General features: G+C 67.5%; 25 protein-coding genes. 10 read left to right on the forward strand and 15 right to left on the reverse strand.

The genetic code is table 11. The features are described from left to right. The 3 genes from VG561_RS03580 to aceB all read right to left on the reverse strand — a co-directional run bounded on the left by VG561_RS03580 (position 1) and on the right by aceB (position 4,462). On the reverse strand, positions 1-1,041 hold the full coding sequence (locus VG561_RS03580; RefSeq protein ID WP_041862962.1) for a GGDEF domain-containing protein: 1,041 nt from the start codon (positions 1,039-1,041) through the stop codon (positions 1-3). Between the two features lie 432 nt (positions 1,042-1,473). Further along, positions 1,474-2,775, reverse strand: a complete 1,302-nt coding sequence (aceA, locus tag VG561_RS03585; protein ID WP_019661879.1) for an isocitrate lyase — start codon at positions 2,773-2,775, stop codon at positions 1,474-1,476. A 64-nt stretch (positions 2,776-2,839) separates the two neighbouring features. Continuing rightward, a complete protein-coding gene (gene aceB, locus VG561_RS03590) occupies positions 2,840-4,462 on the reverse strand; it encodes a malate synthase A (protein ID WP_049441789.1) in 1,623 nt (540 codons plus the stop codon). Between the two features lie 110 nt (positions 4,463-4,572). Here aceB and VG561_RS03595 point away from each other — a divergent pair, with 110 nt between their 5' ends. Together VG561_RS03595 and VG561_RS03600 are read left to right on the forward strand one after the other, a co-directional pair. Next, a complete protein-coding gene (locus VG561_RS03595; RefSeq protein WP_046427979.1) occupies positions 4,573-5,541 on the forward strand; it encodes a LysR family transcriptional regulator in 969 nt (322 codons plus the stop codon). A 337-nt stretch (positions 5,542-5,878) separates the two neighbouring features. Continuing rightward, positions 5,879-6,787, forward strand: a complete 909-nt coding sequence (locus tag VG561_RS03600) for a LysR family transcriptional regulator (RefSeq protein WP_014645561.1) — start codon at positions 5,879-5,881, stop codon at positions 6,785-6,787. Positions 6,788-6,905: 118 nt separating this feature from the next. Here VG561_RS03600 and VG561_RS03605 read toward each other — a convergent pair whose 3' ends face one another. Further along, a complete protein-coding gene (locus VG561_RS03605) occupies positions 6,906-8,162 on the reverse strand; it encodes an MFS transporter (protein WP_014645560.1) in 1,257 nt (418 codons plus the stop codon). A gap of 123 nt (positions 8,163-8,285) precedes the next feature. Then, the gene (lepB, locus tag VG561_RS03610) at positions 8,286-8,912 is read right to left on the reverse strand and encodes a signal peptidase I (protein ID WP_014645559.1); all 627 of its coding nucleotides are present in this window, start codon (positions 8,910-8,912) and stop codon (positions 8,286-8,288) included. Positions 8,913-9,187: 275 nt separating this feature from the next. Here lepB and VG561_RS03615 point away from each other — a divergent pair, with 275 nt between their 5' ends. Together VG561_RS03615 and VG561_RS03620 are read left to right on the forward strand one after the other, a co-directional pair. Continuing rightward, a complete protein-coding gene (locus tag VG561_RS03615) occupies positions 9,188-9,589 on the forward strand; it encodes a hypothetical protein (protein WP_014645558.1) in 402 nt (133 codons plus the stop codon). Positions 9,590-9,592: 3 nt separating this feature from the next. Then, complete coding sequence (locus VG561_RS03620) at positions 9,593-10,039, forward strand: 3-dehydroquinate dehydratase (RefSeq protein ID WP_004153636.1); 447 nt, start codon at positions 9,593-9,595, stop codon at positions 10,037-10,039. Between the two features lie 146 nt (positions 10,040-10,185). Here VG561_RS03620 and dcp read toward each other — a convergent pair whose 3' ends face one another. The 3 genes from dcp to arfB all read right to left on the reverse strand — a co-directional run bounded on the left by dcp (position 10,186) and on the right by arfB (position 13,491). Further along, positions 10,186-12,342, reverse strand: a complete 2,157-nt coding sequence (gene dcp / locus VG561_RS03625; RefSeq protein ID WP_142235528.1) for a peptidyl-dipeptidase Dcp — start codon at positions 12,340-12,342, stop codon at positions 10,186-10,188. A 110-nt stretch (positions 12,343-12,452) separates the two neighbouring features. Continuing rightward, the gene (locus VG561_RS03630; protein ID WP_049405171.1) at positions 12,453-13,055 is read right to left on the reverse strand and encodes a lysophospholipid acyltransferase family protein; all 603 of its coding nucleotides are present in this window, start codon (positions 13,053-13,055) and stop codon (positions 12,453-12,455) included. Between the two features lie 4 nt (positions 13,056-13,059). Beyond that, positions 13,060-13,491, reverse strand: a complete 432-nt coding sequence (arfB, locus tag VG561_RS03635; RefSeq protein ID WP_005420755.1) for an alternative ribosome rescue aminoacyl-tRNA hydrolase ArfB — start codon at positions 13,489-13,491, stop codon at positions 13,060-13,062. 113 nt (positions 13,492-13,604) lie between these two features. Between arfB and VG561_RS03640 the strand changes: the two genes are divergently transcribed. Then, entirely contained in the window at positions 13,605-14,153 is a 549-nt protein-coding gene (locus VG561_RS03640) for a DUF2059 domain-containing protein (RefSeq protein WP_423179376.1), read from the forward strand. Between the two features lie 70 nt (positions 14,154-14,223). Here the strand turns inward: VG561_RS03640 and VG561_RS03645 are convergent, their stop codons facing one another. Together VG561_RS03645 and VG561_RS03650 are read right to left on the reverse strand one after the other, a co-directional pair. Further along, positions 14,224-14,967: a pseudouridine synthase gene (locus VG561_RS03645; RefSeq protein WP_014645554.1), complete on the reverse strand. Its 744-nt coding sequence runs from the start codon at positions 14,965-14,967 to the stop codon at positions 14,224-14,226. Between the two features lie 85 nt (positions 14,968-15,052). Beyond that, on the reverse strand, positions 15,053-15,640 hold the full coding sequence (locus VG561_RS03650; RefSeq protein ID WP_049441784.1) for a class I SAM-dependent methyltransferase: 588 nt from the start codon (positions 15,638-15,640) through the stop codon (positions 15,053-15,055). Positions 15,641-15,806: 166 nt separating this feature from the next. Between VG561_RS03650 and VG561_RS03655 the strand changes: the two genes are divergently transcribed. From VG561_RS03655 to VG561_RS03670, 4 genes are read left to right on the forward strand one after another with little or no spacing between them, the layout of a single operon-like run. Then, positions 15,807-16,418: a PIG-L deacetylase family protein gene (locus tag VG561_RS03655; protein ID WP_014645552.1), complete on the forward strand. Its 612-nt coding sequence runs from the start codon at positions 15,807-15,809 to the stop codon at positions 16,416-16,418. After that, positions 16,418-17,557: a glycosyltransferase gene (locus VG561_RS03660; protein WP_014645551.1), complete on the forward strand. Its 1,140-nt coding sequence runs from the start codon at positions 16,418-16,420 to the stop codon at positions 17,555-17,557. The genes VG561_RS03655 and VG561_RS03660 overlap by 1 nt, the downstream gene beginning before the upstream one ends. Further along, a complete protein-coding gene (locus VG561_RS03665; RefSeq protein WP_032962223.1) occupies positions 17,544-18,149 on the forward strand; it encodes an acetyltransferase in 606 nt (201 codons plus the stop codon). The genes VG561_RS03660 and VG561_RS03665 overlap by 14 nt, the downstream gene beginning before the upstream one ends. Before the next feature lie 4 nt (positions 18,150-18,153). Next, positions 18,154-18,939, forward strand: a complete 786-nt coding sequence (locus VG561_RS03670; RefSeq protein ID WP_032962225.1) for a YaiO family outer membrane beta-barrel protein — start codon at positions 18,154-18,156, stop codon at positions 18,937-18,939. 52 nt (positions 18,940-18,991) lie between these two features. Here the strand turns inward: VG561_RS03670 and ubiB are convergent, their stop codons facing one another. Both ubiB and VG561_RS03680 read right to left on the reverse strand, forming a co-directional pair. Then, positions 18,992-20,647 carry a ubiquinone biosynthesis regulatory protein kinase UbiB gene (gene ubiB / locus VG561_RS03675; protein WP_014645548.1) on the reverse strand — a complete coding sequence of 552 codons (1,656 nt, stop codon included), beginning with the start codon at positions 20,645-20,647 and terminating at the stop codon, positions 18,992-18,994. Beyond that, a complete protein-coding gene (locus VG561_RS03680; protein WP_005420772.1) occupies positions 20,644-21,279 on the reverse strand; it encodes a ubiquinone biosynthesis accessory factor UbiJ in 636 nt (211 codons plus the stop codon). Before VG561_RS03680 ends, ubiB begins: the two co-directional genes overlap by 4 nt. Positions 21,280-21,614: 335 nt before the next feature. On the opposite strand from VG561_RS03680, the gene ddlA reads away from it, so the two are divergent. Then, entirely contained in the window at positions 21,615-22,709 is a 1,095-nt protein-coding gene (gene ddlA, locus VG561_RS03685) for a D-alanine--D-alanine ligase (RefSeq protein WP_053494686.1), read from the forward strand. Between the two features lie 76 nt (positions 22,710-22,785). On the opposite strand, the gene VG561_RS03690 is transcribed toward ddlA, so the two are convergent. From VG561_RS03690 to oleC, 3 genes are all read right to left on the reverse strand, one after another. Continuing rightward, positions 22,786-22,941, reverse strand: a complete 156-nt coding sequence (locus VG561_RS03690) for a DUF1328 domain-containing protein (RefSeq protein ID WP_005407633.1) — start codon at positions 22,939-22,941, stop codon at positions 22,786-22,788. A gap of 81 nt (positions 22,942-23,022) precedes the next feature. After that, complete coding sequence (gene oleD, locus VG561_RS03695) at positions 23,023-24,015, reverse strand: 2-alkyl-3-oxoalkanoate reductase (RefSeq protein ID WP_014645546.1); 993 nt, start codon at positions 24,013-24,015, stop codon at positions 23,023-23,025. After that, on the reverse strand, positions 24,012-25,670 hold the full coding sequence (gene oleC / locus VG561_RS03700; RefSeq protein ID WP_134808402.1) for an olefin beta-lactone synthetase: 1,659 nt from the start codon (positions 25,668-25,670) through the stop codon (positions 24,012-24,014). Before oleC ends, oleD begins: the two co-directional genes overlap by 4 nt. Between the last annotated feature and the right edge of the window lie 58 nt (positions 25,671-25,728).

Genomic DNA, 25,728 nt, shown 5'->3' on the forward strand with positions numbered 1-25,728 from the left:
CTATTGGCCGTCCGGATCATCCGCCCAGCGCAGGCAGTTGCCGCCATCGCGCTTGGCCTGGTACAGCGCACGATCCGCGCAGGCATACCACTCGCTCCAGCCTGCCTCCGGCGCCAGCAGGCAGGCGCCGATGCTGACCAGGCTCACATGCGGCGTGCCATGGCTGCGCTCGAGCAGGCCATGCACCGCACTGATGATGAACTCGGCCGCGTGCTGCGCGATCTCGCGGTTGCCACGGCGCAGGATCAGGCAGAACTCATCGCCACCAAGCCGGCAGGCCAGGTCCTGCTCGCCGGCCATCGAGCGCAGGATGTTGCCCATGCTCTGCAGCACGCGGTCGCCGGCCTGGTGGCCGTGGCGGTCGTTGATCTGCTTGAAGCGGTCGCAATCGATCAGCAGCAGCGCCTGCGGCGGCCCCTCGGCCCGCTCGCGGCACTCCTGCAGGTACAGGGTGAGGCCTCGCCGGTTGTGCAGCCCGGTCAGTTCATCGGTACGCACCAGCTCACGGGTGTGGGTCAACTGATGGGTAGTGATGTACAGATTGTCCAGCGCGGTTTCCAGATCGTGGTTGCGCCGGCGCAGCTGTGCGATCAGTGCCTGTTCGTTGGCCAGCACGCGCATGATCGTGCGGCGCAGGAAATAGGCCACCAGGCCGGGATCGGATTCGACCAGCCGATGGAAATCGGCCGGGCCCAGCTCCAGCACATCGCAGTCGACCAGCGCGCGCGCACTGGCGCTGCGCAGGTGGTCGCCGACCAGCAGGCCCAGTTCTCCGAAGAACTCGTGCTGCCCGAGCGTCTTGATCACCAGGTCCTCGCCGAAGTCCAGTTCGATCTGGCCTTCGAGGATCACATACATGCGCTCGCCGCGGTGGCCACGCTGGAACAGCCACTGTCCGGCACGGAGCTTGCATGCGCGGGCGAATCTGGCGAACAATGCCACCTCGGCATCGGACAACAGAGCGTGCACGATCTCGGCCATCGCCACCCGGGCGATACCTGTCGTCACATCACTGTTCTCGGCCGCACCCCTGCCGGTCATTCCCTGCACCCGCCGCCAGCGTCCCCTGGTGAGCCGCGGAGCATAGCACCGCTTTAAAGTGTGCGCCCTATCTCATTTTGACCCTTCTGCCGATCTTGATTGATGTGAAGATCGGTGATGGCCCGTTCTGGTCACGGGTGTCCGGGCAAAACTCCTGCTGGATCAATCCGATGCCGGGTTTCACAGGGTTTCGGCCAAGTTGCCGGCACCGGGGTGCGCCTGATTGACGCTCCGCGCGTGCTGCGCCCTTGCATCGATACAACAACGCCGGCAGGTCCCCCGACCGGCCGGCGTTGTCTGGCCCTTCCCTGGCCACCCTGATCACCCGGAGCCCGGTAGTGCCGGCCGCTGGCCGGCAACTGCATGGGCTTCGGAAACATCGATGGGTTGCCGGCCAGCGGCCGGCACCACCGGATCACGCGGCGCGCCGCATCACGCCGCGCGTTCGCTGCGCCCGCCATGGAACTGTTCTTCCTCGGTCGAGCCGGTCAGCGCGGTGGTCGACGACTGGCCCTGCTGGATCGCCTGGGTCACCGCATCGAAGTAGCCGGTACCGACCTCGCGCTGGTGCTTGACCGCAGTGAAGCCGCGCTCGGCCGCTTCGAACTCGGCTTCCTGCAACTCGACGAACGCGCTCATCTGGCGGCGTGCGTAGCCGTGGGCCAGATTGAACATGCCGTAGTTCAACGCATGGAACCCGGCCAGGGTGATGAACTGGAACTTGTAGCCGTAGCTGCCCAGTTCGCGCTGGAACTTCGCAATGGTGGCGTCGTCCAGGTTCTTCTTCCAGTTGAAGCTGGGCGAGCAGTTGTAGGCCAGCAGCTTGCCCGGGAACTTCGCATGGATCGCCTCGGCGAACTTGCGTGCGAATTCCAGGTCCGGCTTGCCGGTCTCGCACCACACCAGGTCGGCGTAGGGCGCGTAGGCCAGGCCACGGCTGATCGCCTGGTCCAGGCCGTTGCGGGTCTTGTAGAAGCCTTCGACGGTGCGCTCGCCGGTGGTGAACGGCTTGTCGTTGCCGTCGATGTCGCTGGTCAGCAGATCAGCCGCTTCGGCATCGGTGCGCGCCACCAGCAGGGTCGGCACACCCAGCACATCGGCGGCCAGGCGCGCGGCATTGAGCTTCTCGATCGCCTCGCGGGTCGGCACCAGCACCTTGCCGCCCATGTGCCCGCACTTCTTCACCGACGCCAACTGGTCTTCGAAATGCACGCCGGCGGCACCGGCCTCGATCATCGCCTTCATCAGCTCGAACGCATTGAGCACGCCGCCGAAACCGGCCTCCGCATCGGCGACGATCGGCTGCAGGAAGTCGATGTCGTCCTTGCCTTCGGCGTGGTGCAGCTGGTCGGCGCGCAGCAGCGTGTTGTTGATGCGCTTGACCACTGCCGGCACCGAATCGGCCGGGTACAGCGACTGGTCCGGATACATCTGCCCGGCCAGGTTGGCGTCGGCCGCCACCTGCCAACCGGACAGGTAGATCGCCTTCAGGCCCGCCTTGACCTGCTGCATGGCCTGGTTGCCGGTCAATGCACCCAGCGCGTTGACGAACTCGCGCTCATGCAGCGATGCCCACAGCTTCTCCGCACCCAGGCGGGCCAGCGAATGCTCGATGTGGACGGTGCCGCGCAGGCGCACCACGTCGGCGGCACTGTAGTTGCGCTGGATGCCTTCCCAGCGCGGGTTGGTATCCCAGTCGTGCTGGATCTGTTCGGCAGTGGGCAGCTTGCTCATGTCTTTCTCCAGTTCGGTTCGTGCGTGCAGCGGGGAGGGAAACGGCGGGAAACGCGGGCGGCGATCAGTCGATGCGCGCGTAGGCCGGCAGGGTCAGGAAATCGGTCAGTTCGTCGCTGCGGCTCAGTTCGCCGAGCAGGGCGATGGCCTCGCCGATGCGTGCGCCACCGGGCAGCGTGGCGGTGTCACCCAGCCGTGCCGGCAGCTGTGCCAGCGTGGCATCCAGCAGTGCCAGGTCGATGGCGGTGCCATCGTCCAGCTGCTGGCCCGGCGTATGCAGCCACTGCCACAACTGGCTGCGGCTGATCTCGGCGGTGGCCGCGTCCTCCATCAGGTGGTGGATCGGCACGCAGCCGTTGCCATCCAGCCATGCCGCCAGGTAGCGCACGCAGACTTCCACGTTGCCTTCGAAGCCGGCGCGGGTGATGGTGCCGGGCGGCCGTGCGATCAGTTCGTCGCGGCCGACGCACACATCCTGGCGCAGCACGCTGTGCTGGTTCGCACCGGGCATGTGTTCGTCGAAGATCGCCATCGCCACCGGAATCAGCGCCGGATGCGCGACCCAGGTGCCGTCGTGGCCGGCGGTCACTTCGCGCAGCTTGTCAGCGCGCACGCGGGCCATCGCCTGTTCGTTGGCGGCGGCATCGTTGTTGATCGGAATCTGCGCGGCCATGCCACCCATCGCATGTGCACCACGGCGATGGCAGGTCTGGATCAGCAGTTCCGAATAGGCCTTCAGGAACGGCTGGGTCATGGTCACCTGGCCGCGCTCGGGCAGCACGCGGTCGGCGTGGCGCCGGAAGGTCTTCAGGTACGAGAAGATGTAGTCCCAGCGCCCACAGTTCAGGCCGACGATGCGGTCACGCAGCGCGTGCAGGATCTCATCCATCTCGAACACCGCCGGCAGCGTTTCGATCAGCACGGTTACCTTGATCTGGCCGTGCGGCAGGCCGAGCATGCCTTCGATGTGCGACAGCGCGGTTTCCCACAGCGCCGCCTCTTCCATGCTCTGCAGCTTGGGCAGGTAGAAGTACGGGCCGCGGTCCTTCGCCTGCAGGGTGCGGGCGTTGTGGAAGGCGAACACCGCCGCGTCGAACAGGCCGCCGGCGATGAACTGGCCATCGATGCGCACGTGCTTTTCGTCCAGGTGCCAGCCACGCGGGCGCACGATCAGCACCGCCTGCTCGTCATACGGGCGCAGCGTGTAGTGCTTGCCATTGGGGGCGGTGTAGTCGAGATCGCCACGCACCGCGGCGGCCAGCGACTGCTGCCCGGCCAGCAGGTTGCGCCAGGTCGGCGAGGTCGAATCCTCGAAGTCGGCCATGAACACCTTGGCGCCGGAGTTCAGCGCGTTGATGACCATCTTCGGATCGGTCGGGCCGGTGATCTCGACGCGGCGGTCCTGCAGCGCGGCCGGCAGCGGCGCAACGCGCCAGTCGCCGCTACGGATCGCAGCGGTGTCCTCGCGGAAGTCCGGCAGGCCGCCCTCGTCGAAGAACGCCTGGCGCTCGCGGCGCGCCTGCAGCCGTGCCTGCCGGCCCGGTTCCACCGCACGGTGCAGCGACACCAGCAGGGCCAGCAGCGGCGCCGGCAGCACGGTGTCCTGGCCGGCCACGCGGGTCGCCAGGGCGATGCCGGGGGTAGCCTTGCTGGCAGGGGTGGGAACAGCGGAAGCGACGGCGGACATGGGGCGACTCCAGCGGTGGGGGAACGTCTCCACGGTGCCGCTGGGCCGGAGTATTTGGCAAAATAGTTTTTGCAATGTTCGACATAAGTTGTGCTAATACTTGTGACACGATGAGCACACGCACCCCGCCAAGTCCGCGTTTTTCCTACAAATCCGACCGGCTGAAGCCATTGCGTGCGTTCTGCCAGACGGTGCGCCTGGGCTCGGTCTCACGGGCGGCTGAGGCACTTTTCGTCAGCCAGCCGGCCATCAGCCTGCAGTTGCAGGCCCTGGAACGGGAACTGGGGGTGCCGTTGTTCGAGCGCAGTGGGCGCCGCCTGGTACCCAGCCGCGAGGGCCAGCTGCTGTACGAGATGGCGCAGCCGCTGGTGGAGAACCTGGACGGGCTGGAGGCGCGCTTCCGCGACAAGGTGCGCGGCCTGGATGCGGGCGAGCTGAACATCGCCGCCAACAGCTCGACGATCCTGTACCTGCTGCCGAAGATCGTCGAGCGCTTCCGCCTGCACCACCCGGACGTGCGCCTGACCCTGCACAACGCGATCAGCGCCGATGGCACCGACCTGCTGCGCGAGGACGCCGCCGACCTGGCGATCGGTTCGATGACCGATGTACCGGCCGACCTGACCTACGCCCCGGCCTACCGCTTCGAGCAGGTACTGATCGCGCCGCACGACCATCCGCTGGCCAGTGGCGGCGAGCTGGAGCTGGCCGACATCGCGCGCTACCCGCTGGTGCTGCCGCCGAAGCGGCAGATCACCTACCGGCTGGTTGACCAGGTATTCCAGCGCCACCGCATCGCCTACACCGTGGCACTGGAAGTGGGCGGCTGGGAGGTGATCAAGCAGTACGTGGCGATGGGCATGGGCATTTCCATCGTGCCGGCGCTGTGCCTGAACGAGGCCGACCGCGAGCGGTTGGCGGCGCGGTCGATGAAGCGCTGGTTCCCCGAGCGCAGTTACGGGGTGATCGTGCGCCGGGGCAAGGCGCTGTCGGCGCAGGCGCGCGCGTTCATCGAGCTGATCCAGCCGGAGTTGTTCAGTCCGCGCGATTACGACCAGAGCGGGCATTCGGAGCGGTGAGGGGTGTTCGGCAGGGCTGCGCCCTGCACCTGCCGAATCAACGTCAACGGCAACGTCAAAAGCGGGCATTCCGTAGATGGCGGGGCGGTGTGGGTGGGCAGGACACGCCGTGAACCCCTCCTTGGGGGCTCGATGGCGCCATCCATGGCGCCAACGGTCCTGCCCACCCACACCGCCCCGCCTCTGACAGTTGGTCGCTGCTGTTGGTGGGTGTCGACCTTGGTCGACACGGTAGATCCACGCCATGCGTGGATGACGGGTGACCGGGGTCAGATCCGTTTTCCGCAGGAAAACGGATCTGACCCCATTTGTGGCTGGCGATGCATAGACTGGGCGCATGTCCATCGAACTCCGCCACCTGCGTTACTTCCTCGCCGTTGCCGATACGCTGCACTTCGGCCAGGCGGCGGAGCGGCTGGGCATGTCGCAACCGCCGCTCAGCCAGCAGATCCGCCAGCTGGAAGACCTGATCGGGGCGCGCCTGTTCGTGCGCAGCCATCGTCGTGTGCAGCTGACGCCTGCGGGTGAGCTGCTGCAGGAGCGCGCACGGGCCATCGTGCAGCAGGTGGAAACCGCGGTGGACGAGGTACAGCGCGCGCAGCGCGGCGAGCAGGGCGAACTGCGTATCGGCCTGACCCGGGCCACGCCGCTGTCGCCGCAGATTCCGCGTTCGATCCTGCGCTACCGCCAGCAGTACCCACAGGTGCGGCTGCAGCTGAGCGAGATGAACACGCTGCAGCAGATCGATGCGCTGCTCGACGGTTCACTGGACGTGGGCATCATCCGCAAGCGCGCATTGCCGCCGGAGCTGGTGGCGCACAGCCTGTTCGTCGATCCACTGGCGTTGATCGTGCATGCCGACCACCCTGCCCTGCGCAGGCTGTCGAAGCAGGGCACGTTGTCGCTACGCGACTTCGCGCAGGAGCCGTTCGTGGCATTTCGCCGCAGCGCGGGCGCGGGCATCCATGACCACATGATCGCGCTGTGCGCGGCCGCCGGGTTCACGCCGCGCATCGTGCAGGAAGCCGGTGAGGCATCGACATTGATTAGTCTTGCGGCTGCAGGCCTGGGTGCGGCGATCCTGCCCTCGTCCTGCGATCACATCCGCGTGGAAGGCGCGCGCTTCGTGGCGCTGGCCGACGCCGGTGCGCATTCGGAGGTGCAGCTGGCGTGGCATCGCGAGGGCGTCACGCCGCTGATCCGCAACTTCGCCGGGCTGCTGCGCGGGGCGTTCGCCGAAGGATGAAGTGCCACCCACCTAGGTTTGGTAGACGCCAACCTTGGTTGGCTGCCGTGCCAGAGCGCCGACCAAGGTCGGCATCTACCAGAGCAACGCCGCGCCCGTGCGGAACGCGAGGCTGGCGTCAGGCCGTGACCGGCTGCGGCGCGCGCTGCTGCAGCGCCCAGACGATGCCGCCCCCGATCAGGGTCAGCACGGCAGCGAACGCGCACACGCCCAGCCAGTCCCAGGCCGCGTAGGCCAGGCCACCCACCCCGCCCAGCACGCTGGAGCCCAGGTAGTAGGCGAACAGGTACAGCGCCGACGCTTCCGCGCGCATCGTACCGGCACGGCTGCCGACCCAGCTGCTGGCCACCGAGTGGCCACCGAAGAAGCCGAAGGTCACCAGCGCGATGCCCAGTGCCATCGTGCTCAGCCACGGCATCGCCAGCAGCGCGATGCCGGCGCCGATCAGCGCGAACGAGATCGACAGGATGCGGCCGCGCCCGTACCGCGTAGCCTGCTGGCCCATCCACGCCGAACTGAAGGTGCCCACCAGGTACACGCTGAAGATCAGCCCGACCACGGTCTGGCTGAGGTGGTACGGCGGCGCCAGCAAGTGATAGCCCAGGTAGTTGTAGAGGGTGACGAACACGCCCATCAGCACGAACGAGGTGGCGAACAGCCACGGCAGGCCCCGGTCGGCGAACAGCGTGCGCCAGCGCGACGGCAACTCGCGCAGGCCATCGCGTCGCGCGCTGAAATGGCGCGACGGCGGCAGCTGCAGCCACAGCAGCACGGTGCTGGCCACGGCGATGATCGAGACCACGCCGATGCCCCAGCGCCAGCCCCAGTGATCGGCGATGATGCCGGCCAGCAGGCGCCCGCTCATGCCACCGATGGCGTTGCCGCCGATGTACAGGCCCATCGCCAGGCCCAGCGCGCGGCTGTCCATCTCCTCGACCAGGTAGGTCATCGCCACTGCCGGCACGCCGCTCAGCGCCAGGCCAAGCAGGGTGCGCAGCACCAGCAGCGTGGTCCAGTCGTCCACCAGCGCCGTGCTCAGCGACAGCATGGCCGAGGCCAGCAGCGCGGCAATCATCAACGGGCGGCGGCCGACCGCATCGGACAGCAGGCCGGCCAACAGCATCGCCACCGCCAGCGTGCCGGTGGTCAGCGACAACGACATCGCGCTGCCTGCGGCGGACACGCCGAAGTGGCGGCTGAACTCGGGCAGCAGCGGCTGCACGGTGTACAGCAGGCCGAAGGTGGAGAAGCCGGCCAGGAACAGTGCCAGCGCGGTGCGGCGGAAGGCCGGCGTGCCCTGCTGGATGCGGGTCTCGGCGATGGGATCGACAGTGGGGGGGCGGCGCTCGACGGCCGCCGCGGTTTCGCCAGTCATGGGATCGAAGGGCCGGTGGGGCGGCCGGGCATGGGAGGGAACGGGCCTCAGACTAGGCCTGTCGATCCAGTCGATCCATAACCTGATAAGTCAGGATTGATACCCAAGAAGTATCAATTCAGCTTACAGGCGCTGCCACTCGAAACCGTCGCCGCGGCGGTAGTACACCGCCACCGCACGGCCGTAGACCTTGTCGGCGTCGACGAAGCCGAAGAAGCGGCCGTCGAAGCTGTTGCCGCGGTGGTCACCCAGCACCAGCACCTTGCCGGCCGGCACCACCAGATCGGCGATGTCCGGACCGCCGCCCATGTCTAGGTCGAGGCGGGCACGGCGCTCGCCGAAGGCTTCCACGTCCTGCAGATCGGCGATCTGCAGCGGCTGGCCGTTGATGCTCAGATGGCCCTCGCGCATCTGCACGTGGTCACCGGCCACCGCCGCCACGCGCTTGATCAGGCGGGTGCCGTCGGCCGGTGAATCGAACACCGCCACTTCACCGCGCTGCGGGACGCCGGTGGCCATCAGTTCCTTGCCGGTGAACGGCAGGCGCAGGCCGTAGGCGCGCATGTCCACCACCACCCGGTCGCCCGGCTGCAGGGTCGGCTGCATCGAGCCACTCGGCACCACGTAGTGGTTGGCGAGGGTATCGCGGGCGGCGGCGAGCAGGCCGAGCATCACCAGCAGCGGCAATGCTTCCTTCTTCAGCCAGACCAGCGCGCGTTCGGACAAGGGAGGACGGGCAGCAGCATCCATGACAGGCTCCGGGTAGGTGGTAGCTGCATCAGACCACATCCAGGCGGGAGAGGTTCCCGCGACGCGATCCGGTAGAGCCGAGCCCACGCTCGGCTTGTTCCTTGCAGCGTCGAGGTTGCCCGACTGGGGCGCAGAGCAGCCGAGCGCAGGCTCGGCTCTACAGGAAGGGTTACGCAGGTTTTACGCGCGGGACCGGCCGCGGGCATCGCACCTTTACGGGCGGCACGCGCATCGTGTGCCCACCGCGCCGCAGGGCGCATTCCGCAAGGTGTTGTATGACCCTCCTGGTGATCCGCCACGCCTCTTCGTCGGCACCGCGTCCCCAACTGCCGACGCAGCTGGCCGGCCATCGCGTGCTGTGCAGCGACTGCGCCAGCCTGTCCGAGGTACGCCAGTGCCTGTGCCAGCCGCAGGCGCGCTCGGCCGACTGGGTACTGCTGGATGTCGGTACCGCTGACGAGGCGCAATGGCAGGCCGAAGGTGGCGCGCTGCAGGCGGCGCTGGAACGGCTGCCGGCGCAGTACATCGAACTGCAGGCCCCCAGCGAACCCGGTCTGGAGGCACGCCTGCGCCTGCAGCACGGTCCCGCCGCCGTGGTGGTCGACCAGCGCAGCCAGCAGGCCGGCTACCCGTTGTCGCTGGCCATTGTCGGCCGCCGCCTGGCACAGGAGGGCTGAGCCATGTCGATCTTCATCATCCGTGGCCCGGAAGCGGCCGGCGCCCTGATCCGCACCGCGATGCCGCTGCCGGCACCGGTCCTGAAGTCACTGGTGCATCGTGCGATCGACGCCGGCACCAGCGTGGCGATCCGTGCCTGTGGTTCGGAACAGGAACTGCTGGACGCCCTGCGCGTGGCCGACCACAGCCGCGGCGAGGTGACCCTGCTCGACCCGGGCGCGTGTGCCAACAGCCTGCGCCTGCAGCGCCTGCTGCCGTACCTGCACAACGCCTATGTGGAAGTGCATGACGACGGCGCGGTAGCCGAGCCGTGCCTGCCGGCTGGTGTCGGCCAGCGCCTGGGCATCGCCGCCGGCTACGGCGCGCAGAGTTACGTGCTGGCGCTGGATATCGCGCTGGATCACCTGGGCCTGGCCGAGCAGGCCAACCGGGTGCACGTGGGAACGTAACGCTGTTTGTAGAGCCGAGCCCATGCTCGGCTGCCTTTCCAGGAAGCATCAGCCGAGCGTGGGCTCGGCTCTACAGAAGAACGTCGAGCATGGCTCGACGCTACAGAAAGAAAAACGGCGGGGTTGCCCCCGCCGTCTTCGCTTTCTTACTTCAACCCGCGGAACTTCAGCAGCGGTTCCACCGACGGGTCCTTGCCACGGAAATCGCGGTACAGGGTCGACAGTTCCACGCTGTTGCCGCGCGAGAGGATCTTGTCGCGGAACTCCTGGCCATTGGCCGCGGTCAGGCCACCGTGCTCGGTGAACCACTGGTAGGCGTCATGGTCGAGCACTTCGGCCCAGAAGTAGGCGTAGTAGCCGGCCGAGTAACCGCCACCCCAGATATGGTCGAAGTAGGTGGTGCGGTAGCGCGGCGGCACCTGCGGCAGGTCGACCTTGAACTTCTTCAGCGCGCTGGCTTCAAAGGCGCCGACATCCTGCAGCGGCGCGTCGGCCTTCTGCGTGTGCCAGGCCAGGTCCAGCAGCGCGGCCGACAGGTACTCGGTCGTCGCGTAGCCCTGGTTGAAGCTGCGTGCCTTGAGGATCTTGTCGACCAGCTCCTGCGGCATCGCCTCGCCGGTCTTGTAGTGCTTGGCGTAGTTGGCGAACACCTTCGGGTCCAGCGCCCAGTGCTCGTTGAACTGCGACGGGAACTCGACGAAGTCGCGCGAGGTCGCGGTGCCGGCGATCGACGGGTACTTCACGTTCGAGAACATGCCGTGCAGCGCATGGCCGAACTCATGGAACATGGTGGTGACGTCGTCGAAGCTGATCAGCGCAGGCTGGCCGGCGGCCGGCTTGGTGAAGTTGCAGACGTTGTAGACCACCGGCTTGGCACCGGTCAGGCCGTCCTGTTCGACGAACACGTCCATCCAGGCGCCACCGGACTTGCTGTCACGCTTGAAGTAGTCGGTGTAGAACAGCGCCAGCGAGGTGCCGTCCTTGTCGAACACTTCGTACACCTTCATGTCCGGGTTGTAGGTCGGAATGTCGGTGCGCGGCTTGAAGGTGATGCCGTACAGCTGGGTGGCGGCGTAGAAGACGCCGTTCTGCAGCACGTTGTCCAGTTCGAAGTACGGTTTGATCTGCGACTCGTCCAGATCGTACTTGGCCTTGCGCACCTGCTCGGCGTAGAAGTCCCAGTCCGAAGCGGCCACCTGGAATCCGCCCTTCTGCGCGTCGATCACCTTCTGGATCTCACCGGCTTCGGCACGCGCCTTGGCAGTGGCGGCCGGCACGGTATCGGTCAGCAGCTTGAGCGCGGCGGCCGGGGTCTTGGCCATCTGGTCGCCCAGCTGGTAGTCGGCGAAGGTGTCAAAGCCGAGCAGCTTGGCCTTCTGCGCACGCAGCTGGGCCAGGCGCTGCACGGTCTGCCGGGTGTCGTTGGCATCGCCGCGCTCGGCGCGGGTTTCCGAGGCCTTCAGCACGGCGGCGCGCTGGTCGCGGTCGCTCAGCGAGCCGAGCACCGGCTGCTGGGTGGTGTTCTGCAGCGGCAGCAGGAACTTGCCATCCAGCTTGCGGTCCTTGGCGGCGGCGGCAGCGTTGTTGATAGCGCCCTCGTCCAGGCCGGCCAGCTTGGCCTTGTCGTCGACGACAACGGCCGCAGCGGCGGTGGCGGCCACCAGGCGGGTATGGAACTGGGTGGAGAGGGTGGTCTCTTCCACGTTGAGCTTGCGCAGGGTCGCCTTGTCGGCGTCGGACAGCTGCGCACCGGCGCGCACCAGGCCATCGTAGTAGTGCTCGACCAGGCGCTTCTGCACCGGGTCCAGCTCCAGCGTGTCACGCTGGTCGTACAGCGACTTCACGCGTGCGAACAGCTTCGGGTCGAGGTTGATCTCGTCCTGGTGCGCGGCCAGCTTCGGCGCCACTTCTTCCTGGATCTTCTGGCGCGCATCGTTGGTGTCGGCCTGGACCAGGCCGAAGAAGATGCGCGACACGCGGGTCAGGGTCTCGCCGCTGCGCTCCATCGCCACGATGGTGTTGTCGAAGGTGGCCGGCTCGCTGCTGTCGGCGATCCTGCGCACGTCGGCCAGGTGCTGGCGCATGCCTTCTTCAAACGCCGGCAGGTAGTCGCTGTCCTTGATCTTGTCGAACGGCGGTGCCTGGAACGGCAGCGTGCTCGCGCTCAGCAGCGGATTGGTGGAGGCTTCGGCCGGCTGCTGGGCCGGGGTCTTCTGGGCATCGGACACGGGGGTGGACTCCTTGCCGGAACAGGCCGCCAGCGCCAGGCTGATGGCGGCGGCCAGGACTACGGTACGCGACATGTAAAACGCTCCTTGGGCAGACGGTATGGATACCAGCCCTCCACCCTACTCCTGTCGCGCTCGCCCGGCATGTGCCGGACGTGGCGTCTATGCGGCGGCCTGCAACCGGCTCAGACCGTGCCGCGGGTCTTGCCGATCCAGGGCCGGTAGAACTCGCGGATGGCAGCCATGTCGGCCACATCGTCGCCGCTCGGGGTGAACAGCGGACCGATGCCGATGGTCTTTTCCGGATAGTGGAAATACGCCGCCAGGATCGGTACGTCAGCCATCCGGGCAATCTTCAGGAAGCCGGCCTTCCAGTCCTTCACGGCCTTGCGGGTGCCCTCGGGCGTGATGGCGAACCACATCTTCTCGTTGTTGCGCAGCAGGTCCACGGCCTGGCCGACGGTGCCCTGCGGCGAGCTGCGATCGAGCGGGATCACGCCCAGCTTGTGCAGCAGCGGGCCCAGCGGCCACCAGAACAGCGAGGCCTTGCCCAGCACCTTCACCTTCATGCCCAGCGCGATCTTGGCCGCCATGCCCCACAGCCCGTCCCAGTTGGACGAATGCGGGGCGATGATGAAGACCAGCCTGGGAATGTCAGGCAGGGTGCCGGTCACCTTCCAGCCGCCCATGCGCAGGGTGCAGCGCGCCAGCCAGCGCAGGAAGGCGTTGGGTTTGACCTGTGGCATCTGCGGCGGCACGGCCGGCAGCAACGAAGTCGGGTTGTTCAAGCAATCACTCCCAGTCACGTGATGAGCGCCCGCGCTTGATCTGCGCGCGCCCGCGTTTGGCGTCCAGACGACGCAGTTTCGACCCGAGGGTCGGCTTGGTGGCCTTGCGCGGTTTGGGCACGCTCAGCCCGGCCTGGATGAAGGCCGCCAGCCGCTCGCGCGCATCCTCGCGATTGCGATCCTGGGTGCGGAATCGTTGCGCGTCGATGACCAGCACGCCTTCGCCGGTCATGCGCCGGTCACGCCGCGCCAGCAGGCGCGCGCGCAACGGTTCGGGCAACGAGGGCGAGTTGGCCACGTCGAAACGCAGTTCCACCGCGGTGGACACCTTGTTGACGTTCTGGCCGCCGGCGCCACTGGCGCGCACGAACCGCTCGACGATCTCGCCGTCGGGGATTTCAAGCTGCGCGCTGATGGTGACCGGTCCACTGCCCATCCGCGCATTGTAGCGGCAGGCACGTGGTGAAGTACGCCATCGCGCCCCGTATGCCGCCGATCAGGCACCGAACACGCCGCCTTCGCCTGGGCTGCGGGTATGCTGGCGGTCCCATGTACCGCAGGAAGCCCCGCATGACCCGCTCCACACCCGCCCTGCCGTCCCTGCTGCGCCGCGCCGCCCTGCTGCTGGCGCTGGCCGTGGCCAGCGTTCCGGCCCTGGCCGCCCCGCCGACCGACGGCGACATCAACCGCCTGCTGTCGGCCTCGCGCGCGCAGAGCATGATCGACACCATGGTGCCTCAGATCGAAGCCATGCAGCAGCAGCAGTTCCAGCAGGTGGCCGCGCAGCGCCAGCTCACCGCCCAGCAGCAGGAACAGCTGAAGCGGATCCAGGCCCGGACCAGCCAGACCCTGCGCCAGGCGATGTCGTGGCAACAGCTGCGGCCCATGTACGTGGACCTGTACAAGAAGACCTTCAGCAAGGAAGACGTGCTGGCAATGGCCGAGTTCTACGAGAGCGCGGCCGGCCAGAGCCTGCTGGACAAGACCCCGGCGCTGATGCAGAACGTGATGGTGGCGATCCAGACGCGCATGCAGCCGCTGTTCGCGGATCTGCAGAAGGACCTGGAAGCGATCGTCAACGAGCCGGAAAAGAAATAACGGGGTGCGCCGGGCCACGCCCGGCCGCTGGCTGTAGAGCCGAGCCCACGCTCGGCTTACCGCAGCAGCATCAGGCGTCGTCCACCTGCCAGCCGAACAGGTCCAGCGCCTTCTGGAACTCGCGATCCAGCGGCGCACTGACATCCACGCTGCCACCGTCCGGGTGCGGGAAGCGCAGGCGCTCGGCGTGCAGCAGCATGCGGTGCACGCCCTGCATGCGGAAGATGCGGTTGTGGCGGCCATCGCCGTGGCTGGTGTCGCCGATCATGTGGTGCGACAGGTGCTTGAGGTGCCGGCGGATCTGCCGGAAGCGCCCGGTCTGCGGCTGGCAGCGCAGCAGCGCGTAGCGCGAACTGCTGAACTCACCCACCGGCACCGACAGCTCGCCGGTGGCCAGGCGCTGGAAGTCGGTGACCGCCGGCTTCTTCACCGGCTTGCCCGGCCCGCCGTCCAGGTCATGGTCCACCCGCCAGGACAGCTCGGCCGGCCAGCCCCGGCAGACCGTCAGGTAGTCCTTGGCCACTTCACCCCCCATCAACGCCTTGCCCAGCGCACTGGCGGTCTCGCGGTCGAAGGCCAGCAGCAGGCAGCCGCTGGTGGCCCGGTCCAGGCGGTGCACGAGGAAGATCGGGCGGCCCAGCTGCTCGCGCAGGCGGTCGGCCAGGAAATCATCTTCGCCACGGGCCAGCTTGCTGTCGTGGACCATCAGCCCGGCGGGCTTGTTGACCACGGCCAGGCGCTCGTCCAGGTGCAGCAGCTGCAGGGGCGCGGTTTCGGTCTCGACCGCGGCGAGGGTGTCAGGTTCGGTGCTCACCGCAGGATTATACGGGCGCCCTGATCGGGGTCAGATCCCTTTTCCTGCGGAAAAGGGATCTGACCCCGGGTTGGTGGCGCGGCGGTCAAGCGTTGCGCACGGCCAGAAGCTCGCCGTTGCCCACCGGCACCAGGCTGGTGCCGAAGTCCGGATCGGCATCCAGCAACGCGCGCAACGGTTCCATCTGCGCGGCGTGCGAGGTGGCGTTGTCCACCACCAGCAGGCCGCCCCGCCGCAGCACACGGCGCAGCTGCGGCCACCAGCCGGCGTACTGTTCGCGGTCCGAATCGAGGAACAGCAGGTCAATGCTGGCATCGGCGGCCTGTGCCAGCCACTGCCCGGCATCGCCGTGGACCAGCGTGATGCGATCGGCAAGGCCACTGCGCGCGAAGGTGTCACGCGCCATCGCCACCTTGTCTCCGGCGTATTCCAGCGTCGTCACGTGGCCGTCGATGGCGGCTGCGGCTTCGGCAATCCACAGCGTGGAGTAACCGTTGGAGGTGCCGATCTCCAGCACCCGGCGCGCATTGCCGAAACGCACCAGCACCGACAGGAATTCACCGGTGTCCGGCGTGATGTTGAGCATGCGCCGAGCGCGCTCGGTTTCATGCGCGTCGTTTTCAGCACCGAAGCGTGCCAGTTCGTTCTTCAATTCCGAAAGCTGCATCGTCATTGCTTCTTTCATTTGCCACAGCAAGGGTGAGCATTGTGGCCTGTCCGGCCACATTTCGTACTTCTCTTAAGCCTGTACTCCGATGAGGTTGCGATAGTTCCCGCCTTCTTCACGCGGGATGGTCCACCGGCCCGCGGCCCTCATTGGTTTCCGCAAGGACACGGCCATGGTTCTCGACATTCTGGCAATCGGCGCCCACCCCGACGACATCGAACTCGGTTGCGGCGGCAGCCTGGCCAAGCTGGCCCGCGACGGTGCACGCATCCATGCGCTGGTGCTCAGCCGTGGTGGCCGTGGCTGCCATGCCGGCATCGACCGCAGCGACGAATCCCACCGCGCGTTGCGCCGCCTGGGTGTGACCGAGGTGATCCAGCAGGATTTCCCGGATACGCGCTTTCCTGCCTGCCGCAACGACATCGTCGCGGTGATCGAGCAGGCCTGCGCGCAGATCGCACCGCATCGCGTCTACACGATGTGCGGCGAAGACCACCACCAGGACCATCGCACCGTCCATGAAGCGTCAATCATCGCCTGCCGCAGCATCCCGCAGATCCTCTGCTACGAGAGCCCCAGCACCCTGCCGCAGTTCGCACCGCAGGTGTTCGAGGACATCAGCGCACAACTGGACCTGAAGATCCATGCGTTGCGCGAGCATGCCAGCCAGGGCGATCGCCACTACATGCAGGAGGACCACCTGCGCTGTCACGCGCAGTTCCGCGGCCAGCAGATCGGCATCGGCCCCAGTGAGGGCTTCGTGCCCTACCGGCTGGTGCTGTGATGAAAACGCTGCTGTTCCTGGCCATGTGTGCCTTCATCCTGGTGCGTGTGTGCGTGCAGGCCTCGCGTCGCCCCAGCACGCGCCTGTACAGCATCGATGCGATCGTGCCGGCCTACAACGAAGCGCCGTGCCTGGAGCGCTCGTTGACCGGCCTGCTGCAGAACCCCTACGTGGCACGGGTGATCTGCGTGAACGACGGTTCGACCGACAACACCGCCCAGGTACTTGATGCGCTGCAGGCGCGCTGGCCCGGGCGCCTCGTGGCCGTGCACCAGGCCAACACCGGCAAGGGCGGCGCGCTGATGCATGGCCTGCGGCACGCCACCGCCGAGCAGGTGTTCCTGACCGACGCCGACACCCACATCGATCCGCGCGGCCATGGCCTGGGCCACCTGCTGGACGAGATCGAGCGCGGTGCCGATGCGGTCGGTGGCGTACCCTCGTCCAGCCTGCAGGGTGCCGGCTTCCTGCCGCATGTGCGCGCCAGCCTGAAGCTGCCGATGATCGTCATCAAGCGCAGCTTCCAGCAATGGCTGGGCGGCGCACCGTTCATCGTCTCCGGCTCGTGTGGCCTGTTCCGCACCTCGGTGCTGCGCAAGGTCGGTTTCTCCGACCGTACCCGCGTCGAAGACCTGGACATGTCCTGGTCGCTGGTCGCGCAGGGCTACCGTGTCCGCCAGAGCGTGCGCTGCGTGGTCTACCCGCAGGAATGCAACACGCTGGTGGAGGAATGGCGGCGCTGGCGACGCTGGATCGTCGGCTATGCGGTATGCATGCGCCTGCATCGCGGCCTGCTGCTGACCCGCTTCGGCGTGTTCAGCATCCTGCCGATGATGCTGCTTGCCCTTGCCGGCATCGTGCTGACGCTGCAGGTCTGGTTCGGTGCGGCCCAGCTGCATGGGCCGGGTGGCCTCGCCCTGTCGGTGATGCCGTTGTTCTGGATCGGCATCGTCATGTTGCTGGCGGTGATCAGTGCGATCCACCACCGCCGCGCGTCGCTGGTCCCTGCCGCCGCGTTCTCGATGCTGTACGTGCTGCTCGCCTATGCGATCTGGCTGATGCATGGCGTGGCCGGGCTGTTTACCGGCCGCGAGCCGGCACGCGACAAGCCGACCAGGTATCCGCATGTGGTGGAATGACCTCGCCGCCATGGCCGACGCGCTATCGACGCTGCCACCCCACGTCGATTCCAGCGCCCAGGTTTCGCCGCGTGCGATCGTGCGGGGCGAGGTACGGATCGGCGCTGGCAGCCGCATCTGCGACGGCGCCCAGCTGCACGGGCCGGTATCGATCGGCCGCGACTGCCTGATCGGCAACAACGCACTGCTGCGCGGTCCGCTGCACATCGGTGACGGTGTGCGCATCGGCTTTGCCAGTGAACTGAAGAACGCACTGATCGGCGACGGCGCCTGCATCGGCCCGCAGTGCTTCATCGCCGACAGCCGCGTCGACGCCCGTGCCTACCTGGGCGCGCTGGTGCGTACCAGCAACCATCGCCTGGATGGCGCAACGGTCACCGTCCACATCGGCGACACCGTCATCGACAGCCAGCGCGACAAGCTCGGCGCCTGGATCGGCGAAGGTGCCGCGCTGGGCGTCGGCGTGATCATCCTGCCCGGTCGCATCGTCGCCCCGGGCAGCCAGTTCGGCCCGCGCATCACCGTGGAACGAAACCTGCCGCCCGGTCGCTACCGGCTGCTGCAGTCGCTGCATTCCCAACCCCTGGAGTAACCCCATGCGATTGATCATCCGTGGCGCACTGCCGTGCGCCCTGCTGCTGGCTGTGTCCAGCGCCCATGCCGGCATCGACCGGGTCTCGGTGCAGCTGGATCATGCCGACTACACCGATGGCTTTGGCAAGCGCGACGTACAGACCGTGGATGTGGCCGGTCGCAGCGGTGACAGCCGCTGGCATCTGGGCCTGGCCCATGGTGAACGCGACTACGGCAGCAAGCGCTTCAGCGGCAATCGGGTGCAGGGCTCCCTGCACCAGCGCTGGAGTCAACGCTTTTCGACCCGCACCGCCTTCACCGCCTCCAACGATGACCCGGTATTCGTCAACCGCCAGCTCAACCAGGACTTCCAGTGGAAGGTGGCACCGCAGACCGTGCTGAGCGTGGGCGGCAAGTACGCCCAGTACCATGCCGGCGCATACGTGAGTGGCTGGTCGGTAGGTGCCTCGCACTACTTCCCGCGCGTGACCACCTCACTGCGCCACGAGCGGCATCGCCAGTCCAATGGGCCCGACGGCCATGGCACCACGCTGTCACTGCGCCTGAAGGATGCTCAGGGCGGTGGTTCGACCCAGCTGTGGCTGGGCAGCGGTACGTCCGGCTACACCGCCGATTCCGATCCGCTGCTGCTGCGCGAACACGATGCACGTCGTGCCTTCCTGCGCCGCAGCCAGCCGCTGGGGGAGCATCTGGTGCTGGACATGGGCATTGGCAAGACCTGGCACAGGACGCGCCTGGACCGCTTCCAGAGCGTGCAGTCGCACCTGGGCCTGGGCTACCACTGGTAGAGCCGTGGCCGGTCGGCGGCGCGTGACGCCGCCGACCCTCGATCAACAGGCTTCAGCGCCACCACGCGCGCGCCAGCGCCAGCGCGCCGACGGCACCGGACACCCAGCTCCACATCGGCAGGTCGCCCCAGTACCAGCCTGGCGGTTGCAGCACGTACACCAGTGCGGCGATGGCCAGTAGGCCGACGCCGGTGATCGCACCGACCGCGCGCTTCTGCAGGCGCTGCACGCTGGCATCGAGCGCGACCAGATCGCGCGAGCGCATCGCCAGCTCATGGCGGCCCTCCACCTGCTGGGTCAGCCAGGCGTGCACCAGGCGCGGCATGTCCGGCGCGTGGGTCATGATTTCCGGCAAGCGCTTGCCGATCTCGCGCACGACCCGACGCGGGCTGTAGCGCTCGCGCAGGATCTTCGCCAGCACCGGCTTGGCCACCGCCCAGATGTCGATCTGCGGATCCAGCTGGCGCCCGACACCTTCGATGTTCAGCAGGGTCTTCTGCAGCAGGATCAGCTGCGGCTGCAGGGTCAGCTGGTAGCGCTGCGCCACGCGGAACAGCTTCATCAGCACTTCGGCCAGCGAGATCTGCGACAGCGGGCGGGTGAAGTACGGCTCGCACACCGAACGCACGGCCGCTTCCAGATCATCGATGCGCACGTTGTCCGGCATCCAGCGCGCCTGCACGTGCAGTTCGGCGATGCGGCGATAATCGCGGTTGAAGATGGCCATGAAGTTCTCGGCCAGGTAGTACTGATCTTCCTGCGACAGCTGGCCCATGATGCCGAAGTCCAGCGCGATGAAGCGCGGGTTGGCGCGACGCGACGGATCGGTATCGACCCATATGTTGCCGGCGTGCGCATCGGCATGGAAGAAGTTGTCGCGGAACACCTGGGTGTAGAACACCCGCACGCCCTTGGCGGCCAGCGCCTTGCGGTCGATGCCGGCCTTGTCCAGTGCAGCGATGTCATCGGACGGAATGCCCCACACGCGCTCCAGGGTCAGCGCGCGCTCGGCGGTGTGGCTCCAGATCACTTCCGGCACGTACAGGTCGTCGCTGTTTTCCCAGAAGCGGCGCAGCACGCTGGCATTGGCGCCTTCGCGCTGCAGGTCCAGCTCAGCGGCCAGGGTGTTCTCGACTTCGGCCACCACTTCGCGCGGACGGATCTTGTCGGCACGCGGATGGGTACGCTCGACCAGGGCGGCCAGCGAGTTGAGCAGGGCGATGTCGGCGTCGATCTGCTTCTCGATGCCCGGGCGCAGCACCTTGACCACCACCTGGCGGCCATCGGCCAGCGTGGCCGCATGCACCTGTGCGATCGAGGCCGAGGCCAGCGGTTCGGTATCGAAGCTGGCGAATGCCTCGCTGACCGGCAGGCCGAGTGCTTCCTCGACGATGCGGCGCGCGGTATCGCCGTCGAACGGCTTGACCCGGTCCTGCAGCAGGGTCAGTTCGTTGGCCACGTCCGGCGGCACCAGGTCGCGGCGGGTGGACAGGATCTGGCCGAACTTGACGAAGATCGGACCGAGATCCTGCAGCGCCAGGCGCAGGCGCGCACCGCGCGACTGTACAGCGATGTCGGCCGAAGCACGCGGCACGAACGGTTTGGCCAGGCGCAGCCAGCGCTCAGCCGGCGTGCCGTGCAGCAGGTCGTCCAGGCGGTAGCGCAGGATCACCCGGCCGATGCGGCTTGCCCGCAGCACGGCCTTCATGCGGCACCCCGCAGGCGCTGGACGCGCGCGCCAAGGCGCTCGACGTCATCACGCAGTACGTCCACATCATCGTGGAAGGCATCCAGTTCGGCGCGCGGTACCACGTCGCGCGATTCCTCGGTGATGAACTCGGCAGCGCTGTGGGCCAGATCGATCGCACCCTGGCGCGCGTGCTGCAGGGCGCTGCGCAGGGTGTTGGCCACCTGCACACCCAGTACCTCGCCGAACACGCTGACGAACGGCTGCTGCCAGTCCGGATCGAAACCCTTGGCCAGCTGCTGCAGGCGTCGCGCCAGTTCGGCGTCACCGGCCACGCGTACACGGCCCTTGTTGTTGGACTCGCCGCGCCGTGCGTTGGCCAGCAGCGGCAGCTGCGCCAGCACACCGGCCAGGCTGCTGCGCACGGCCAGGTCGGCTTCCTGCGCATCCACCGGGCCGACCCGCAGCTGGTCGCCGTCGACGCTGATGCGCATCGCCAGCGACGGCGCTTCCAGGGTCAGGTCGATGTGCCGGCCATCGAGGCTGGCCAGTGCATGGCGGGTATCCGGATCCAGCGCCAGCGCGCGGTTCAGGGCGATCTGCAGGGCGCGGCCAGCGACCGGCTTGAGGGACTTGAGCAGGGAAAGAGCCATGTGCGCATTCTACCTGCGTGGGTGGGGGGCTTGCGCCGGGCTGCCGCCCCGCACCCGCGGTAGTGCCGGCCGCTGGCCGGCAAGATCAACATCAAAAGCTGGCGATCCGTGGGATGGCGGGGTGGGTCCCGTTGCTGCGCAACGGGCTCTGACCCCAATGCTGATGGGATCTGGCGTTGGTAGATGCCGACCTTGGTCGGCGCTGGATGTCAGGGGGCCAACCATGGTTGGCCGCTACCCGAGCCGGCAGCCCGGTGATTCATCTGTGCCTCACCTGGGTGGCTATGGAAGGTTCATGCTGTACGGCCACGCAACGCACAGGACATCGCATTCCCATGGCACGGACCCGGGTCGGCATCATCTTCGGGGGCAAATCCTCCGAGCACGAGGTTTCACTGCAGTCGGCGAAGAACATCCTCGATGCGCTTGATCGCGAGCGCTTCGAGCCGGTGCTGGTCGGCATCGACAAGCAGGGCCAGTGGCATCTGAACCAGCCGGACACCTTCCTGATCAACGCCGATGATCCGTCGCGCATCGCGCTGCATCGCTCGGGCCAGTCGCTGGCAGTGCGCCCGGGTGCGGAACAGGCACAGCTGCAGCCGTCCGATCCGGCCAGCGCGCTGGGCCAGATCGATGTGGTGCTGCCGATCGTGCATGGGCCGCTGGGCGAAGACGGTGCGCTGCAGGGCCTGCTGCGCATGGCCAACCTGCCCTTCGTCGGCTCGCCGGTACTGGGTTCGGCAGTGGCGATGGACAAGGACGTGACCAAGCGCCTGCTGCGCGACGCTGGCCTGCAGGTGGCACCGTGGCTGTGCATCCGTCGCCACCAGGCGGCAACGGTCGATGTCGATGCGGTGATCGCACAGCTCGGTCTGCCGCTGTTCGTGAAGCCGGCCAACCAGGGTTCGTCGGTGGGCGTGAGCAAGGTCAAGGACGCAGCGGGCTTCGCCGACGCACTGGCATTGGCGCTGCGCTACGACCACAAGGTGCTGGTGGAATCGGCGGTGGTCGGCCGCGAGATCGAGTGCGCGGTACTGGGCAACGCGCACCCGCAGGCCAGCCTGTGCGGCGAGGTGGTGGTGCACGACGAGTTCTACGCCTACGACACCAAGTACATCAACGAAACTGGCGCCGAGGTGGTGGTACCTGCGGATATCGATGCCGCAACCCAGGCGCGCATCCAGCAGATCGCACTGCAGGCCTACCAGGCGCTGGAGTGTGCCGGCATGGCGCGCGTGGACGTATTCCTAACTGCGGGCGGCGGGATCGTCATCAACGAGGTCAACACGCTGCCGGGCTTCACCCGCATCAGCATGTACCCGAAATTGTGGGGTGCCAGCGGAGTCGATTACACGACGTTGATTACGCGCCTGATCGAACTGGCACTGGAGCGTCACGAAGCCGATCGCGGATTGCACAGCGCCGCGTAGCGTTGTGATCGCCCGCAGAGCCGAGCATGGCTCGACTCTGCGGAAAGCGATGCCGGCCAGCGGCCGGCACTACCGGCTAGCCGCGCTTGCGGAACATCGAGATCACCGCAAGGATCAGGAACACCACGAACAGGATCCAGGCGATGTTCGTTGCGGCGCCGGCAATGCCGGAAAAGCCCAGAACGGCGGCGATGATGGCGATGACAAAGAAAATGATGGCGTAATGCAGCATGGCGCTCCTCGCGGGTGGTCGAGCCTTGGATGGCGTGGGTCCATCCTCCCGATCCTGCGGTGTGCAACCAGTGACGGCGATCTATGCAGCAGATGAAGCCTTCAGCCTGCGCAGCCCTTCTTCGATGCTGACCTGCGGCACATAGCCGAAATCCCGGCGGGCCGGCTCCATGCTGTACCAGTGCGGCGTGCACAGCTGCTCGGCCAGGAAGCGGGTCAGCGGCGGCTCGCCACGCAGGCGCAGCAGCGGCCACAGCCGTTCGCAGACCGCGCCGATGCGATAGGCGGTCTTGAAACTGATCGCCTTGTCCACCGTCGGCGCGCCAACAGCGGCCAGCAGCCGGTTGACCAGCTCGCGCATGGGCAGCGGTTCGCCGTTGGAAATGAAGTAGGCCTTGCCCGCACACGCGGCACCCGGCGCCAATGCCTCGAAAGCGAGGAAATGCGCGAGTGCGGCGTTGTCGATGTAGGTGGTATCGACCTTGTTGTTGCCGTCGCCGACCAAGCGCAGGCGACCCTGACGTGCACGCTCGGCCAGGCGTGGCACCAGCTGCTGGTCACCCGGGCCCCAGATCAGGCGCGGGCGCAGTGCCACCGTCGCCAGCGATACATCGTTGGCGGCCAGCACGCGCTGTTCGGCGATCGCCTTGGTCGCCGCATACGGTGCCTGGAAGTCCTCGCCGTACGGCACCTCGTCAGCCCCCAGGCCTTCCACCGGATGCGTGGCGCGGTGGGTCACGCTGGGCGTTGAGGTGTAGACCAGCCGGTTGATGCCGTGCGCGCGGCATGCCGCAATGACATTGTCGGTGCCGACCACGTTGGCCTGGTGGTAGCTGTCATAGCTGCCCCAGGCGCCGGCCTTGGCGCCGTTGTGGAACACCGCATCGACGCCGGCCACCGCGTGCAGCACTGCCTGCGCATCGGCCAGATCGCCGCGGATCTGGCCCACGCCCATGGCCTGCAGTTCCGGGTAGTGGCTGCGGTTGAACGCCAGCACCTGGTGGCCACGTTCGACCAGCCCGCGGCACAGCGCCTGGCCAAGGAAACCACCACCACCGGTGACCAGGATCTTCATGCGCGCTTCTCCAGTTCGGCGCTGGCCCAGACGGCGAGCTTCTCGCGGCCGATCTTGGCGTTGTGACGGATATCGACGGGGAACGCGGGATGCATCAGGAAGTGCTGCAGGCCGGCCTCAGGGGTGCGCGCTGCGGCATGCGCACGCAGCGCTTCCTGCAACGCCGGGCTGTCGCTCTGGCCACGCTGCAGTTCCACGCACAGCACCGGTACCTGCGCACCCGCCGGGCCAACGCCGACCAGTGCCGTGCGTGCCACGCCGGGCACGGTATTGAACACCGGCTCGACCTGTTCGGTGTACAGCGGCCCTTGTGCGGTTTCCACGCGATGGGTCTTGCGCCCGCAGAACCACAGCCGGCCCTGCGCATCGAAGTAGCCCACGTCACCCATGCGATGGACGATGCGGGTGCTGCCATCGGCCAGCGTCTCGCGGATCTTAGCTGCGGCCGTGGCCTGCGGGCGGTTGAAGTAGCTGTCGGTGGCGGTCGGGCCAGCCACCGTGATTTCTCCCACTTCGCCAACCGCCAGCATGCGCGCCTGCGACCAGTCGGCCAGCGGCGCGTCATCGATGGCGATGATGCGCACTTCGTTCGGGGCCACCACGCTGCCCACGCAGGTGCCGGCGCCGGCCTCGGTGGCCGCGCGGGTACGCTCCAGCTCACGCCCCTCGACCACCGCCACCGGCAGGCACTCGGTGGCGCCGTACGGGGTCCAGAACTGCGCATCGGCGGGCAGCAGGCTGCGGATGGTGGCGACCACGTCCGGCGGCACCGGCGCACCGGCCGAGGTCACCCGGGTCACCGTCGGCAACGGCCGGCCATGCCGGGCCAGCACCCGCATCAATGCCGGCGAGCCGAACAGCTGGGTCACGCCGAAGCGCTGGATGGCATCGTGCAGGCGTGCCGGATCGGCCTGCGCCGGCCGGGTCGGGTCCATGTCCGGGATCACCGAGGTCAGGCCCAGCGCCGGGTCGAACAAGGCAAAGGGCGGGAAGGTCGGCAGGTCCACGCCGCCCGCTTCCATGCCGAACGCGCTGCCCAGCAGCTGGATCTGGCCCACGAAGTGGCGGTGGCGGTAGACCACGCCCTTGGGCACACCGGTGGAGCCGCTGGTGAACAGGATCGCCGCCATGTCCTCGCCATCGGTGTCGGCCAGCATCGCCCCGCCCTTGGCGCCGGCGCGCTCCAGCGCAGCCAGGCTGGTACCACCCCAGCCGAGGCGGCGGCCAACGGTGACCAGGCGGGTCGCCGACGGCGCCCAGCGCAGCGCCAGCCGCGCCACGTGCGCCAACGGAATGCCGATGAAGGCCTGCGGCTGCGCCTCGTCCAGGCACTGTTTCAGCGCGCGCTTGTCGATGCCCGGATCGACCAGCACCGGCACCGCGCCCAGCTTGAACAACGCGAACATCAGCAGGAAGAACTCCGGCGACGGCCGCACCATTACCACCGTGCGCACTCCACGGCCGATCCCATAGCCGGCCAGGCCGGCGGCCATGGCATCACTGCGGGCGTCCAACTGGCGGTAATCCAGGGTGACATCGTAGGCGGCCATGCCGTTGCCGGCGCCCCGGCGGCCCGGGCAGCGGATGGCGATCTGGTCAGGGCGTTCACGCGCCAGTTCAGGCAGGCGCGCGGCAATGTTGCAGGGTCGGTTCATCCGTTCATTGTCGCCGCTTACGGAATTTCTTGCGCGGCGGCCCACTTCGTGGAAAATC

The sequence above is a fragment of the Stenotrophomonas sp. CASM110 genome (assembly GCF_049384345.1).
Lineage (GTDB): Bacteria > Pseudomonadota > Gammaproteobacteria > Xanthomonadales > Xanthomonadaceae > Stenotrophomonas > Stenotrophomonas muris.

Excerpts from the sequence above, each read along its gene's own strand:
- VG561_RS03580 (WP_041862962.1), bottom strand. The coding sequence starts at position 1,041 with ATGACCGGCAGGGGTGCGGCCGAGAACAGTGATGTGACGACAGGTATC.
- aceA (WP_019661879.1), bottom strand. The coding sequence starts at position 2,775 with ATGAGCAAGCTGCCCACTGCCGAACAGATCCAGCACGACTGGGATACC.
- aceB (WP_049441789.1), bottom strand. The coding sequence starts at position 4,462 with ATGTCCGCCGTCGCTTCCGCTGTTCCCACCCCTGCCAGCAAGGCTACC.
- VG561_RS03595 (WP_046427979.1), top strand. The coding sequence starts at position 4,573 with ATGAGCACACGCACCCCGCCAAGTCCGCGTTTTTCCTACAAATCCGAC.
- VG561_RS03600 (WP_014645561.1), top strand. The coding sequence starts at position 5,879 with ATGTCCATCGAACTCCGCCACCTGCGTTACTTCCTCGCCGTTGCCGAT.
- VG561_RS03605 (WP_014645560.1), bottom strand. The coding sequence starts at position 8,162 with ATGACTGGCGAAACCGCGGCGGCCGTCGAGCGCCGCCCCCCCACTGTC.
- lepB (WP_014645559.1), bottom strand. The coding sequence starts at position 8,912 with ATGGATGCTGCTGCCCGTCCTCCCTTGTCCGAACGCGCGCTGGTCTGG.
- VG561_RS03615 (WP_014645558.1), top strand. The coding sequence starts at position 9,188 with ATGACCCTCCTGGTGATCCGCCACGCCTCTTCGTCGGCACCGCGTCCC.
- VG561_RS03620 (WP_004153636.1), top strand. The coding sequence starts at position 9,593 with ATGTCGATCTTCATCATCCGTGGCCCGGAAGCGGCCGGCGCCCTGATC.
- dcp (WP_142235528.1), bottom strand. The coding sequence starts at position 12,342 with ATGTCGCGTACCGTAGTCCTGGCCGCCGCCATCAGCCTGGCGCTGGCG.
- arfB (WP_005420755.1), bottom strand. The coding sequence starts at position 13,491 with ATGGGCAGTGGACCGGTCACCATCAGCGCGCAGCTTGAAATCCCCGAC.
- VG561_RS03640 (WP_423179376.1), top strand. The coding sequence starts at position 13,605 with ATGTACCGCAGGAAGCCCCGCATGACCCGCTCCACACCCGCCCTGCCG.
- VG561_RS03650 (WP_049441784.1), bottom strand. The coding sequence starts at position 15,640 with ATGACGATGCAGCTTTCGGAATTGAAGAACGAACTGGCACGCTTCGGT.
- VG561_RS03655 (WP_014645552.1), top strand. The coding sequence starts at position 15,807 with ATGGTTCTCGACATTCTGGCAATCGGCGCCCACCCCGACGACATCGAA.
- VG561_RS03660 (WP_014645551.1), top strand. The coding sequence starts at position 16,418 with ATGAAAACGCTGCTGTTCCTGGCCATGTGTGCCTTCATCCTGGTGCGT.
- VG561_RS03665 (WP_032962223.1), top strand. The coding sequence starts at position 17,544 with ATGTGGTGGAATGACCTCGCCGCCATGGCCGACGCGCTATCGACGCTG.
- VG561_RS03670 (WP_032962225.1), top strand. The coding sequence starts at position 18,154 with ATGCGATTGATCATCCGTGGCGCACTGCCGTGCGCCCTGCTGCTGGCT.
- ubiB (WP_014645548.1), bottom strand. The coding sequence starts at position 20,647 with ATGAAGGCCGTGCTGCGGGCAAGCCGCATCGGCCGGGTGATCCTGCGC.
- VG561_RS03680 (WP_005420772.1), bottom strand. The coding sequence starts at position 21,279 with ATGGCTCTTTCCCTGCTCAAGTCCCTCAAGCCGGTCGCTGGCCGCGCC.
- ddlA (WP_053494686.1), top strand. The coding sequence starts at position 21,615 with ATGGCACGGACCCGGGTCGGCATCATCTTCGGGGGCAAATCCTCCGAG.
- VG561_RS03690 (WP_005407633.1), bottom strand. The coding sequence starts at position 22,941 with ATGCTGCATTACGCCATCATTTTCTTTGTCATCGCCATCATCGCCGCC.
- oleD (WP_014645546.1), bottom strand. The coding sequence starts at position 24,015 with ATGAAGATCCTGGTCACCGGTGGTGGTGGTTTCCTTGGCCAGGCGCTG.
- oleC (WP_134808402.1), bottom strand. The coding sequence starts at position 25,670 with ATGAACCGACCCTGCAACATTGCCGCGCGCCTGCCTGAACTGGCGCGT.